The sequence below is a fragment of the bacterium genome (assembly GCA_024742285.1).
Classification (GTDB): Bacteria; Myxococcota_A; UBA9160; order UBA9160; family UBA4427; genus UBA4427.
On record JANSYR010000012.1, the window covers coordinates 127,868 to 140,110 of the forward strand.

At 67.7% G+C, this 12,243-nt stretch carries 11 protein-coding genes and 1 riboswitch; of the genes, 1 reads left to right on the forward strand and 10 read right to left on the reverse strand.

Features of this window, described 5'->3' with window-relative positions; translation table 11 throughout:
- Window positions 1-53: 53 nt before the first annotated feature.
- Window positions 54-145: riboswitch (cyclic di-GMP riboswitch) on the reverse strand.
- A 68-nt stretch (window positions 146-213) separates the two neighbouring features.
- The 10 genes from NXI30_20470 to NXI30_20515 form a co-directional block, all read right to left on the reverse strand.
- Window positions 214-1,617 (reverse strand): AgmX/PglI C-terminal domain-containing protein, encoded by a 1,404-nt coding sequence (locus tag NXI30_20470; protein MCR9096604.1) that lies wholly within the window; start codon window positions 1,615-1,617, stop codon window positions 214-216.
- Between the two features lie 18 nt (window positions 1,618-1,635).
- On the reverse strand, window positions 1,636-2,148 hold the full coding sequence (locus NXI30_20475) for a biopolymer transporter ExbD (protein ID MCR9096605.1): 513 nt from the start codon (window positions 2,146-2,148) through the stop codon (window positions 1,636-1,638).
- Window positions 2,145-2,621: a biopolymer transporter ExbD gene (locus NXI30_20480; GenBank protein ID MCR9096606.1), complete on the reverse strand. Its 477-nt coding sequence runs from the start codon at window positions 2,619-2,621 to the stop codon at window positions 2,145-2,147. The genes NXI30_20475 and NXI30_20480 overlap by 4 nt, the downstream gene beginning before the upstream one ends.
- 59 nt (window positions 2,622-2,680) lie before the next feature.
- Complete coding sequence (locus NXI30_20485; protein MCR9096607.1) at window positions 2,681-3,331, reverse strand: MotA/TolQ/ExbB proton channel family protein; 651 nt, start codon at window positions 3,329-3,331, stop codon at window positions 2,681-2,683.
- 80 nt (window positions 3,332-3,411) lie between these two features.
- Window positions 3,412-3,720, reverse strand: coding sequence for a hypothetical protein (locus tag NXI30_20490; GenBank protein MCR9096608.1), 309 nt, complete (start codon window positions 3,718-3,720; stop codon window positions 3,412-3,414).
- 10 nt (window positions 3,721-3,730) lie between these two features.
- Window positions 3,731-4,351: a tetratricopeptide repeat protein gene (locus NXI30_20495; protein MCR9096609.1), complete on the reverse strand. Its 621-nt coding sequence runs from the start codon at window positions 4,349-4,351 to the stop codon at window positions 3,731-3,733.
- The gene (locus tag NXI30_20500) at window positions 4,348-7,575 is read right to left on the reverse strand and encodes a tetratricopeptide repeat protein (GenBank protein MCR9096610.1); all 3,228 of its coding nucleotides are present in this window, start codon (window positions 7,573-7,575) and stop codon (window positions 4,348-4,350) included. Before NXI30_20500 ends, NXI30_20495 begins: the two co-directional genes overlap by 4 nt.
- Window positions 7,572-9,425 carry a hypothetical protein gene (locus tag NXI30_20505; GenBank protein MCR9096611.1) on the reverse strand — a complete coding sequence of 618 codons (1,854 nt, stop codon included), beginning with the start codon at window positions 9,423-9,425 and terminating at the stop codon, window positions 7,572-7,574. Before NXI30_20505 ends, NXI30_20500 begins: the two co-directional genes overlap by 4 nt.
- 42 nt (window positions 9,426-9,467) lie before the next feature.
- A complete protein-coding gene (locus tag NXI30_20510) occupies window positions 9,468-9,998 on the reverse strand; it encodes a hypothetical protein (GenBank protein ID MCR9096612.1) in 531 nt (176 codons plus the stop codon).
- A gap of 176 nt (window positions 9,999-10,174) precedes the next feature.
- Window positions 10,175-10,861, reverse strand: coding sequence for a hypothetical protein (locus NXI30_20515; GenBank protein MCR9096613.1), 687 nt, complete (start codon window positions 10,859-10,861; stop codon window positions 10,175-10,177).
- A gap of 228 nt (window positions 10,862-11,089) precedes the next feature.
- On the opposite strand from NXI30_20515, the gene gap reads away from it, so the two are divergent.
- Window positions 11,090-12,124 carry a type I glyceraldehyde-3-phosphate dehydrogenase gene (gene gap / locus NXI30_20520; GenBank protein MCR9096614.1) on the forward strand — a complete coding sequence of 345 codons (1,035 nt, stop codon included), beginning with the start codon at window positions 11,090-11,092 and terminating at the stop codon, window positions 12,122-12,124.
- Window positions 12,125-12,243: the final 119 nt, after the last annotated feature.

The following is a 12,243-nucleotide window of genomic DNA, read 5'->3' on the forward strand; positions in this document are numbered from 1 at the left end:
CGAGCGGGTGCGCGCGTCGGAACGAGAGAGCCCTCGGAATCGGGCCTCGATTCGTCGGCGGTCCCGCTGTCATGGGGCCCGTGCGGGGCCCGTTAGACCGGTGACTTTGCGTCGCCACCTTTCGATGGCTTTGCCTTTTTCTGAATCTCTGTGTCGGCGGCGAGTCTCGCGCCGACCCTGGAAGTCGGTCGGGGTCGTTTCCTCGAGTTGGGGTCAGCTGGCCGGCAGGAAGTCGATCGGATAGACGATCGTGACGGGCGGGATGCCTTCCTTGGCGCCGAAGTCGAAGGTCTTCACGCGTTCGACGACGCGGCTGGCGAGCTCGGGCGCCTTCATGTCGGTGGACTTGACCTCGCAGAGCGAGACCGATCCGTCGGGCTCGATCACGAGACGGAGGACGATCTGACCCCGGAGCGTGGGGTTGCTTCGCAGCGCACGGTTGTAGAGTCGGTAGAGCGCCGCCTTGTGGCGATCGAAGACGATCTGGATCTCCTCGTCCGTGCGCGACGCCGAAGGTCCACCGCCGGCGAGGGGGCGGTCACCGTTTCCGCCTCCGGTGCCGATCGAGCTGGTCGCGCGCTGGATCGCGACGCCCTCCAGACGCTCGCCGGTTCCGCCGGAGCCGCGGCTCAGCTCGGCGACGTTAATGCCACCGCTCGAACCCGCGGCCTGGGAGGCGACCATCGACCGCGTGGGCAGGTCGGCGGCAGCGCGCCCGTCATCCGTGATGCGTGCGTTCGAGCCGAGTCGATCGACGGTTTCGGTCGTCGCGAGGCCGGAGAGCTGCTCGCTGAAGGCGAGGAGGCCGCTGCTCGCGATGTCCTTCTTTCGAGCGGCCGGGCTCGACGCGCTCGCCGGGGCCGGCTCCGCCGCTTCCGCGACCGACTGGCTGTCGTTCGGCGCGACGGGCTCCTGCTCTTCACTCGGGCGGACGGGCTCCGGCTCGCGAACGGCCACGGTCGGCGGCACGGCCACGCGCTCGTCGCGGATCAGCTGGGTGAGGCGGTCCTGCTCGTCGAAGACCTCCCAGCGATCGGGAATCGGCAGATCGATCATCGGGAGAAGGAGGCCGAGCAGGAGGCTGACGAGGAGCGAGATCGCGAGGGTCTTGCGGAAACGCTCGTCGTCCTCGCCGCCGCGCGCCCAGGGCATGATCGAGGTCCGGATCGAGATCGCCCCAGGATCCCGCTCGATCTCCCATTCGTTCTGTCGTTCCTCGACCTTGCGTTCCAGCTCGAGGATCTCGCCCGCGACCCAGTCGGCTTCGTCCTGCTTGCGCTCGATCTCGTCGAGGAGCTCCTCGCGCCGGGCCTCGACGTTCGCGATCTCCTTCTCGAAGCCTTCGATGCGAGTGCGAACGCGCTCGAGATGTCGTTCCGAATCGAGGCTCGGCTGGGACGCCTGCCAGAAGAGGTCGCTCGCGCCCAGCTCGTCGAGTTTCTCGAGAGACGAACAGACGGTCTCGAGATGGACGAATCGCGGGCGCTCCGCCTCGAGCGATTCGAGGCGTGCGTCGACCTCACGCAGGGATGCGAGCGTCGTGTCCAGGTCCGCGCGCGAGCGTCGCAGCTCGTCGCGGAGTTCCTGGCCATGTCTTTCGTCGGCTTCTTCGATCATGGTGTGGGATCCGCGCGGCTATCGGCCGGCCAGCGCCTGCTCCTCGCTGGCCTGCATCACCGCGAGGGAGATCTTCGTGTATCCCTGTCCGGTGCACGTCGACATCACGCGCTTCACGATTTCGAAGGGGACGGATCGATCGGCGAGGACCGTGACTTCCTGACTCTGCGCGACGGCCTGGGTGCTGGTGCCGATCACGCTCTGGCGGAGGTTCTGGAGGCGCGCTGCGATCGCGGGGATCTCGACGCCGGTTTGCGAGAGGATGGCGTCGACGGTCGTCGCGACCTCTCCCTGGACCGTCACCTGCTCGGGGCTCACGAAGACGACCACGGTCTCACGCGGCTTGTCCTCGACCGTCGAGGCCGGAAGCGTGATCTGCTTCGGCGTCTCCAGGACCTCGGTCGTGGCCGAGTTCACGAGCAGGAAGAACACCAGGATCGTGAAGACGTCCATCAGCGACGTGAGGTTCATCTTGGGGACGGCATTCGAGAGGTTGCGGGACATCCGCTTCATTCGGCGGGAGGTGTTCACGGCGCGTCTCCGATCGAGATGTCGGTGAAGAGCGCGACTCGCATGGGCTGCTCCTCGGCGTCCTCCGGCATGTCGGACGTGTCCGCCACGACCTCGCCGTAACCGTCGAGGGAGGCACTCCGGACGGCGTCCATCACCTGGATCAGGTGGTCGTATTCGACCTGCGGCTCGAGGAGGACGGAGGCCTGCGTCGAGTCGGGATGATCCCGCTTGAGAGAGACCGCCAACTCCTTGAGCGTCAAGAGGTCGTAGGCGTCTTCGACCATCGGGATCGTCGCGATCGTCACGTTCCCGTTCGTGATCTCGAGCCCGGCGTCCCGGACGATCACCTCGATCCGGAACTCGGGCGTATCCGATTCCGGGCCGCCCTGGCTCGACGGCATGTCGAGCTCGACGATCGTGATCCGCGAGAAGACGGCCGTGATCAGCAGGAACGGGACGAGCACCACCATCAGGTTGAGGAAGGTGGTCATGTCCAGCTCCGAGGGCTGGGCGTTCGCGCGTCTGTAGTGATGACGTCGCGTCACGGTGTTCAGGCCTCCACGCGTCGCTTCGAGCTCGTCGAGATCACGTTGAGGGCCTTGACCGAAGCCATCTCGAGGCCGTTGATGATCTCCGTCGTCTTGGCGACGAGGACCTGGTTCGTGATCAGGAGCGGGATCGCGACGATGAGACCGAAGGCCGTCGTGTTCATCGCGACCGAGATGCTCGCGGAGAGCAGATCCGCTTTCTCCGCCGGGTTCGCGTTCGCGACCGCGGTGAACGCCGAGATCAGGCCCATGATCGTTCCGAGAAGGCCCAGGAGGGTCGCGATGTTGGAGGCGAGCGCCACGTAGGGCGTCCGCTTCTCGAGGCTCGGGATGATCTCCATCATCCGCTCCTCCATCGCGATCTCGATGTCCTCACGTCGCCGGACGACGCCCTGGAGGTCGAGGCCCATGTTGAGCAGGCGGCCGACCGTGGACTCGTCCTGGCTGGTCAGCTCGCGGGCGCGATCGAAGTCGCCGTCGACGAGGGCGGGCTCGACCTGGGACCAGACGTCGCGGTTGCGCGCCGTGACCTGGGAGAGGGTGACGTAGCGCTCGATGGCGATCGCGGCACCCACCGCGAAGACCACGAGGATCGGGTACATGAAGGGGCCGCCGGTCAAGAAGAATCCGACGATCGAGTAGAACGTATCCATGGCGGTTGCCTCCTGCTTCGTGTCGAAGTCGTCGTCGACGACGCGTTCCGACGCGAGGTTCGTGAGACGGGTCGCGGGCCCTAGCGGGCTTCGTGTCCCGTGCGGATGTCGTGATAGTCGAGGCTTCGACGGAAGACCTCGGGGTCGAGAGCGCTGCGGTCCTGGCCGAAGCGCCGCGTGAGGTCGAGATCGTCGCCGAGATCCGAGGACTTCCAGGGGACGATGACCAACGACTTCGGGGACTCGTCGTTGCCGAGGATCGACATGCCGGAGATGTGCTTCTCCTCGTCACTCGAGTTGCCGTCGTCGGCATTCGCCGCTGAAGCGAAGAGCCCGACGCCGAGTAGGACGGCGAGCGCGAGGGGAAGGAATCGGGGTGAGTCGAACATCTTCGTCCTCCTACTGCGACGCCCGTAGTTCGAGATCGGCGATCCAGATGGCGACCTGAGGGTCTTCGGGGACGATCTCCTGGTAGCGTCGATAGTGGGCGAGGGCGCACCGGGCGTCGTCGAGGAAGAGGTCGCAGAGGATGCCCAGGTTGCGGTGCGCAGGATGGAAGTCGGAATAGAGCGCGATCGCTCGTTCGTAGCTCTCGCGCGACGCCTCGAGTCGGCCGAGCTTCCGGTAGACGAGACCCAGCTCGTTGTGTGCGACGACGTGGCGCGGGTGGAGCGCGATCGCCTGAAGCAGGGCGCGCTCCGCGTCCTCGAATCGCTCGGCGCGCCGGAGGGCGATCGCGAGGTTCACGCGCGGGGTTGCGCGCTCGGGAAGCGCTTCTGCCGAGGCCTCGAGGGCGGCGATCGCCGCGTCGAGATCGTCGCCGGCGAGGGAATCGAGCGCTTCACGGAATCGTGCGCGTTCGCCGAGTCCGACACCGCCGGATTCGGTCAGCCGGAAGCCGTCGTCCGTCCGGACGAGCGTGCCGCCCGAACCCCCGGTGCACGCGATCGTGAAGGAAACAACGACGCCGACCAGCAGGAGGAGTGCAGGCAGGCGGCGGAACGGATGCGTCGGGCTCATCGTTCGACCTCCTCGCTCGTTTCCTCGACGGACGCCGTCGACGGCGCTCCGCTCGCGGGGGCGATCGCTGCGGGCGGCGCGGGGGCGACGTCGGGCGACGCGGCTTCGTCTCCGGGCGTGACGAGCTCGTCCTCGGTCGGCGCCTCGACCTCGGCGAGGACCGCGGGCTCCTCGGCCTCGGCCTCGGTCGGCGTCGGCACGGCCTCGCGGAGCGGTGTGCGATAGACGTACCCGTCGAGGGACTCGAGCGGGCCGGTGCTCATCTCCTGCTTCGCGTAGCGACCAGGAGAGACCTCGGCGAGTCGGGAGAGGCTGCGTTCGATCCAGGCGTTCGCGAGACCGGTCCGGGCCAGCTCGAGGTTCTTTTCGTGGAGAGAGATGGTCCGCTCCTCGAAAGGGAAGGCCTGCTCTTCGAGCATGTCGTCGTAGTCGAGGCGGTCTCCACCCGAGAGATCGGCAGGGCGCTCCGACTCGACGAGGGCACGGCCGAATTCGCCGTAGGCTTCGGCGATGTAGAAGGTCGCCGCCGCGGTGACGTCGCCCACGCCGTAGTCCACCAGCGCTTCGAAGTCCGCCACGACCTGCTCGAGGCTTCGCTTCTTGCGCGCGAGACTCCGGTCGAAGGGCTGGTCCAGCTCGATCACCGCGTAGCGATCGAAGCCGGGCTCGACGAGCTCGAGAGCGGCCTTCGCGGCGAGCCCGCGGACGACGGGCGTACGATCCGATCCCGCCTTCGCATCGAGTGCGACGACGTGCCGGAGTGCTTCGCTCCGCTCGCGCGATTCTTTCAGCTTGCCGTGAATCTCTGCCATCTTGAAACGTGTTACGACCAGTCGTTCCAGCGGGTCGGTGTATTCCGTCACAAGAACCCGGAGAATGTCGAGGGCTCGACGCAGCTCGCCGGCATCTTCGTGCAGCGCTGCGGCAGTCGTGAGCGCTTCGGCTCGTTCCTCGGAGGTTTCGGCGCCGTCGGCGACACGTACGTACTCGACGGCGGCACTCGAGAGGTCACCCTCGGAGCGCCGTACGAACGCCATCTGGCGCGTGACGTCACGCTGAAGCACGTGGTCGGGATGATCGACACGGAAGGCTTCGAGCACCCCGGCGGCAGCGCCCCAGTCCTCGAGGGCGATCAGCGCGGCCGCCGCATCGTACTCGGCCATCGGTCGGATCGTCGAGTCGGGCGCGACCGCCGCGATCCGGAGGAAGTGGTCCGCGGCTGCCTTCGAGTCGCCAGCGACCTTCGCGATCTCGCCCTGCTTGTAGACGGCGGCCGCGAGGTTGTCCGTCACGTCCTCGTCTTCGGGAAGCGCGAGCTCGGTCACGCGCAGGTAGGCGCGCTCTGCTTCCTCGAAGAGCTCGCTGTCGAAGGAGGCGTGCGCGATCGTGAGCCATGCGCCTCGGAGCGTCTTCTGCTCGGTGTCCGGGTAGTCCTCGACGAGTCGCGTCGCATGCCGAATGGCCTCGGCGTGGTCGCCCAGCGTATAGAGATCGTCGGCGGCCGCGCCCAGGACGAGGACCGCTCGCTCGTCCGCGGGGAAGGTCGTCGCGAACTGCAGGGAGGTTCCGACGACCGCACGAAGCGCGGGCTCCGATTCCTCGGGGTTCGTGCCTGCGTGCGCCTCGCGGCGGGCGAAGACGGCGGCGTAGCCGGCATCCGTCGCCTCGTCGTGGGCGGGGTATCCGTAGGCCACGGTCTCGAACGCCTCGGCGGCCTCCGTGAAGCGCTGGTCCTCGAGGAGGAGGTCGGCGAAGCGTCGATGGAGGCCCGGGGTCGCCGGGTTCTCGGGGAACGAGACGAGATACGTTCGGTACCAGCGGCTCGCCTCCGCGAAGTGTTCGGGGCGTCGCGGGGCCTCGTCGTCTTCCTGGTAGAGCGCATGCGCGTGCGTGGCGAGGTCGCGCAGGTTCGTCTCGAGATGGGCGAGGGTCTCCGTGGCGGCCTCGATGTCATGGTGCTCCCAGTAGGGAGAGGACACGCCGTAGGACTCGGCGAAGTCACGCTTGGCCTCGAGCACGAGTCGGGGGAAGTCGCCGGCCTCGTAGATCTCGACGATTCGCATGCCGAAGCGCGGCGCCATCGCGTGGTTCGGATAGCGCGCCGTGAAGGCCTGGTAGGTCTGCGCGGCGTCGGCATAGCGGAGCTTGTCGAGGAAGAACTCGCCCAGCTCGCGGTAGACACGGTGTTCGTAGGGACGGGAACCCTGCCCATCGAAGAACTGCGTGATGACTTCGGGCCCACCCAGCTCGGAGAAGCAGAGGCTGAGTACCCGGAAGGTGTCCGCGACGCGCTGCGCCTCGGCTTCGTCCTCCACCTGATCGAAGTCGTAGTCGGTCGCGACCTTGTGGTCGAGGAGCATGACGTAGCTGTGGAGCGCCTCTTCGAGCAGCATCTGCTTGTAGAGACTCCAGCCGAGCTTGTAGAGAGCGAGCTCGTAGTAGTCGGACGCCGGACCGAGCTCCACGATCGAGGAATAGGAGGACTCCGCATCGAAGAAGCGGCGGCGGACGAAGTGATACTCGCCCCGACGGAAGAGGAGCTCGTCCAGGTGGCGCGAGCCTGGTCGTTCCGCGATCAGCCGGTCCGCGACGGCGACCGCCTCGTCGACGCGTCCGAGCTCGTCGAGGGCCCGCGCCTTCTGGTAGAGCACCTGGTCGAGATACGGGTAGTCGGGATAGCGCGCGAGGATCCGGTCGTAGAGGGCGATCGCTTCGGCGGGCCCGGCGGTGTCTTCCGCGCGGACCGACGGATCGATCTCGGCGGGGTCGAGCTCTTCGTAGGCGAGTGGCTGCGCCGCGAACGTGCGGGACTCGAGCTGAGCTTCGGTCTCGCGCGGGGCGCGCTTCGTCGTTCGCGCCTCGCGTCGCGGGGTCGGCGCCGCGGCGGCAGGAACGGGTAGGGAGGCGCCCGACGGCTCGGACGTTCCGCGCGTCGCACGCGCCCCCAGGCTTCCGTAGGACTTCTCGAGGGCCAGGTCGGCGAGGCGTCGCATCGCTTCCGGCGTCAACGACGACTCGGGTGCCTCCGCGAGGAACTGCCGATAGCCCTCCATCGCCTGTGCGAGACCGTCTCCGACCTCGACCTCCTCGAGGTCGGGCTGCCGTCCCTCGAGATCGGCGAGGGTGGCCTCTCCGCCGAGGCGGGCGCAGCCGACCGCCGAAGTCGCGGCCAGCAGGAACACGAGGGGGCCCGCTCGGAGCGATGGACGAACGGGGCGGCTCATCGCTCGTCTCCCTCGACGTTGCGCTCCGCCTGCTTCTTGACCGCGCGGTCATAGCTGTCCGCGAACGCGAAGCGGGCCTTGTTCTGGTATTCCTCGAGTCGACCGCGGCGCTTCCCGAGCTCGCTCGCGGCGAGTCGCTCGAGCGCACGGCCCTGCGCTTCTCGGACGTCGTCGATCTGTTCGATCGCGCCGTCGATGCGTCTTCGCAGGTCGCCGATCGAATCGTCGAATCCGGTGTGGTCGTGCTGGGCCGCCTGGCGGACGCGGACGAAGCGTTCATACGTCTCTTCGAGCGCTTCGACGTCCCCGTCGAGGCGGCGAAGGGCTTCGTGGACGTGGGTGAGGCGATCGTGGTAGCGGGTCTCGAGGCGCCAGCCGACGACCCCCTCGAGGCGCGCCAGGCGACGGCGCAACGCGTCGGACTCCGGTCCCGATCCGATGCGCGCGCGGAGCGCGTCGAGTCGCTCCGAGATCTCGAGCTCCTCGCCGGTCGCCAGGAGCCGCGGCGCGGGTCGGGTCAGCATCCCGTCGAGCTTCGCGGCGAGATGCTGTCGCTGTTCATGGCGCAGCCGCTTGCGGGCATCGAGGTTGCGGAAGGCACGGTCGATGGACGGGAGGCGGGGGGCGTAGTACGCGCGGCGGGTGCGGACGAGGTCTTCGAATGCGTCGAGGCTCCGGCGACCGTCGACGAGGTGCCGTCGCATGTCGCTCAGGTCCAGGTAGTTCTGGAGGGCGGTCTGGAAGGGATGCGACGCGATCAGGGTCGTCAGGTAGAACGTCTCGGGCATGTCGGGCAGCTCGCGCATCCGCAGCACCCAGTCCCGGTCGAGACGGATCCGCTCGTCGTCGAGCATCGCGAGGAAACGCCCGCTCTCGATGCTGCCGATCGACGCGTCGATCTTCTCGAGCTCCAGGCCGAAGGTCCCGGCAGCGCGTTCGTAGAGCTGGGCGGCACGGCCGTGGACCTCGAGCTCTCCGTAGGCATAGGGGAGCGCGAGCAGCGCTTCCTGCACCGCTTCCTCCGTCGGGTCGCGGTCGGCGAGCAGCGACCAGGGGACGACCGCGCGCTCGAACCGTTCCGCCGAGGCCGCGCTCCATCCGGCGCGCAGCAACGCCTCGTTCGAATGCAGGCCCGAGAGTCGCACACGCTCGAGTACGTCCGTGGCCCGGTCGAACTGTCCCGCTTCGAAGAGGAGGGTCCCGAGCAGCAGGTTCGCCTTGTCTCGGATCGAGGCCGACTCGTCGTCGACGACGGAGAGTCGCCCCGTCCGATCGAGCTGACGAATCGCATCGATCGGCGCGTCCTGTCCGAGCATCGCGATCGCCAGGTTGTAGGCGGCGAAGAAGTCGAGTCGCTCGTCGCCGCGAAGCGGACGAAGCGTCTCGATCGCGTCTTCGAAGCGCCCGAGCGCCATGAGCGCGCTCGCGCGGACGAAATGCGCCTCCTTGCGAAGCGACTCGGGGAGGGGCTCGTCGAGGAGCGCGAGGGTCTCCAGCGCGAGGGTCGGACCCTCCTTCTGCTGGTGGAGGCGTGCGAGCCGGATGATCGCGTCCGCCCGGACCACGGGCGGCACGTCCGCTTCGAGGACCGCGGCCATCGCCCGACCTGCGCGCTGGTGCATGCGGTAGCGCAGCTCGAAGTCGCCGACGGAGAACTCGGCGCGGGGCAGGTCGCCGTAGAGCAGATCCCGCTCGCGCTCGTCGACGTCGCGATGGAGGGCGAGCTCGGTATCGAGGCGCGCGAGCGCTTCGAAGGGATCACCGAGATGCGCATGGAAGAGCGCCTCACGATAGTGGTGATCGACCGCCCGCTCTCCGGCGAAAGCCGGAAGCGCGACGAGCGCCGACACCAGCGCGAGCCCCCTCCTCAAGCCGATCCCCAACATGGTCGTCTACCAGTCCGCGATCGCGACCTGCGCGCCGCCGGTCAGTGAGTCGCTGAGGGTGACGCCGACCTTCTTCGGGCCGACGGCCTTCTCTACGACGAACTCTTCGCTCGTGGCGAAGCGGCCGGTGGTGGTCCGTCGTCCTTCGACCTCGACGCGGAGCGTGTGCGCGCCCTCGCGAAGATTTCCGGTGTAGATCCGCTGGACGCCGCCGTTGCGCAGCGCTTCGAGTTCCCGGTGGGTGTAGACGTGCTGGGCGACGGGCTCGCCGTCGATCCACACGCGGGTCGCATCGACCTTCACGTCCTGGTCGGTACCGACTTCCACGAAGACCGAGACCTGGGTGCTCGAGGGATGGAGCAACTGCTCTTCGAGCGCACGCAGCTCTGCGGCAATGGCGAGCACGTCCGACTTGATGTCCTGCACCTGCTGATCGAGGCTCTGCACGTCGGCCTTGCCGCGTGCGTCGCTGCTCCAAGTGGGAAGCGCGGCCACGAATACGAGCGCAGCCGCAATCGACGCGACGGCGATTCGCATTCCCGCGGACCTGCTGTCGTGGTTCCGTGATCGAGGCATTGGGGGGTCCTCCAGATTCCTTACCCGTCCTCGTCGGCCCGTCGCTTTCTTACCATGATGTCAATCACACCCGGTATGCGTCGAAGAAAGGGGTGATTGCACATCGTTTGCATGCGAGCGGGCCGGGGATTCGCAGGTCAGGCGAGCTCGATCTTCGGGCGCCGACCGCGGGACGCCCCGTCCTGCCGAGGCCCGTGGAGCCAGGCCCAGAGGTTCCGGAAGGTCGGGTCGATTCGGAGCCGCAGGCGACGTGCACGAAGGAGCTCGTCCATCGACGCGCGACCTTCGAGCTGGTCGAGCCAGTAGAGCGCTTCGGCGGGCTGACCGTCGCGGAAGAGCAGGCGCGCGAGCCGGATCAGGACTGCTGGATGACGCGATTCGATCTGGTTGGCCTCGCGGAGCAGGATGATGGCCTCGCCCCGCCGTCGGCGTGCGATGCGATCGCTGACCTCGACGAGAATCCGCATCGCGACGTCGGGACGCCCCTGGGAATGCTCGAAGCGAGCGCGGGTCCGAGCGACGTCGGCATCCCTGGGGAGCGCGATCGAAGCAGCGAGATAGGTGGCTTCGAGTTGCTTCGCATCTTCCTGTCTTTTGAAGCCTGCCTGCGCGATGCGGAACGATTCGCGCGCCTCGTAGCCACGGTTGGATCGCGCGAGGAGCGGTGCGATTCGTGCGTGCAGCTCGGGGTCGTGGGGCTCGGCAGCGAGCACGTGACGATAGAGCGTGAGCGCCCGGCGCCATCGCCAGCCCGATTCGAGCTGGCCGGCGCGCTCGAGCAGGCGCTTCCGGTCGAAGGGAATCTGTCGGCTGAAGAGGGGCATGCCGAGCCTCGCGGATCGTGTGATTCGTGGGGGAGGCTCTGCTTTCGGTCGCGTGTCACAACCGCGGCGTGATCGGGAGCACGGCAAGAAGGAGATCGAACCTGCGCATCTCATGCCGATCCGGAGCCGTGCGGCGGGACATCGAGGGCTCGACGTCCACTTCCTCCGGGCGGACGCCTGGCCCGGCGCGGTAGACTCCCCGTGCGCTCCCGGAAAGAAGGAGGCTTCGTGTCGGTTCCCAAGATCGCGATCAACGGCTTCGGACGGATCGGACGAACGATCGCGCGGATCGCGAAGCTCCGCGGCCACTTCGACCTGGTCGCCGTGAACGACATCGCGCCGCCCGAATCTCTGCTCTACGCCTTTCGCTTCGACAGCATCCACGGCCGCTACCCGGGCGATGTCCACCTTCACGAGGGACGGATGAACATCGACGGCGACCCCTTCGAGATCTTCTCGGAGCGGGACCCGGCGAAGCTCCCGTGGAAACAGCTCGGCGTCGACTACGTCATCGAGAGCTCCGGCGCCTTCCGACGCCTCGAACAGCTCGAGCAGCACCTCGCCGCCGGCGCCCGCCGCGTCGTCCTCACGGTCCCCTGCAAGGACCCCCTCGATGCGACCCTCGTCATGGGCGTGAACGACGGCGTCGTGAACGCGGACTCGACGATCATCAGCAACGCGAGCTGCACGACGAACTGCGCCGCCCCGATCGCGAAGGTCGTGAACGACGCGTTCGGGATCCGCCGCGGGCTGCTGACGACGGTCCATGCCTATACCTCGGACCAGCGTCTGATCGACGCCCCCCACGCGAGCGACCTGCGCCGCTCGCGCAACGCCGCGACGAACATCGTGCCGACTTCGACGGGGGCCGCGAGGGCGATCGGCGAGGTGATCCCCGAGCTCGCGGGGCGACTGGACGGGCTCGCGATGCGCGTGCCAGTCCCGGACGGGAGCGTGATCGATCTGACGGTCGAGCTCGAGAGCGACGTGACCGTCGAGAGCCTGAACCGGGTGGTCCAGCAGGCCGCCGAGGGCCCCCTCCGCGGGATCCTCGCCTACAACACCGAGCCGATCGTCTCCTCCGACATCATCGGCGACACCCACTCCTCCCTCTTCGACGCACCGCTCACGCAGGTCCTCGATGGCCGGATGGCGAAGCTCGTGGCCTGGTACGACAACGAATACGGCTACAGCGCGCGGGTCGAGGAGCTCCTGGTCCGCCTCGCGCGGATCGACGGGATGGACGTCGATCTGCGGGACTGAGGCGCACGGGTCCGGCGATCAGGCGGAAAGGCGCACGCATCTACGTCGTGTGAACGGCTTCACGGTCGCGGGTGCACGGAGGGTCGAGTATTCCTCGAAACCTCCGAAAGGACCCATCC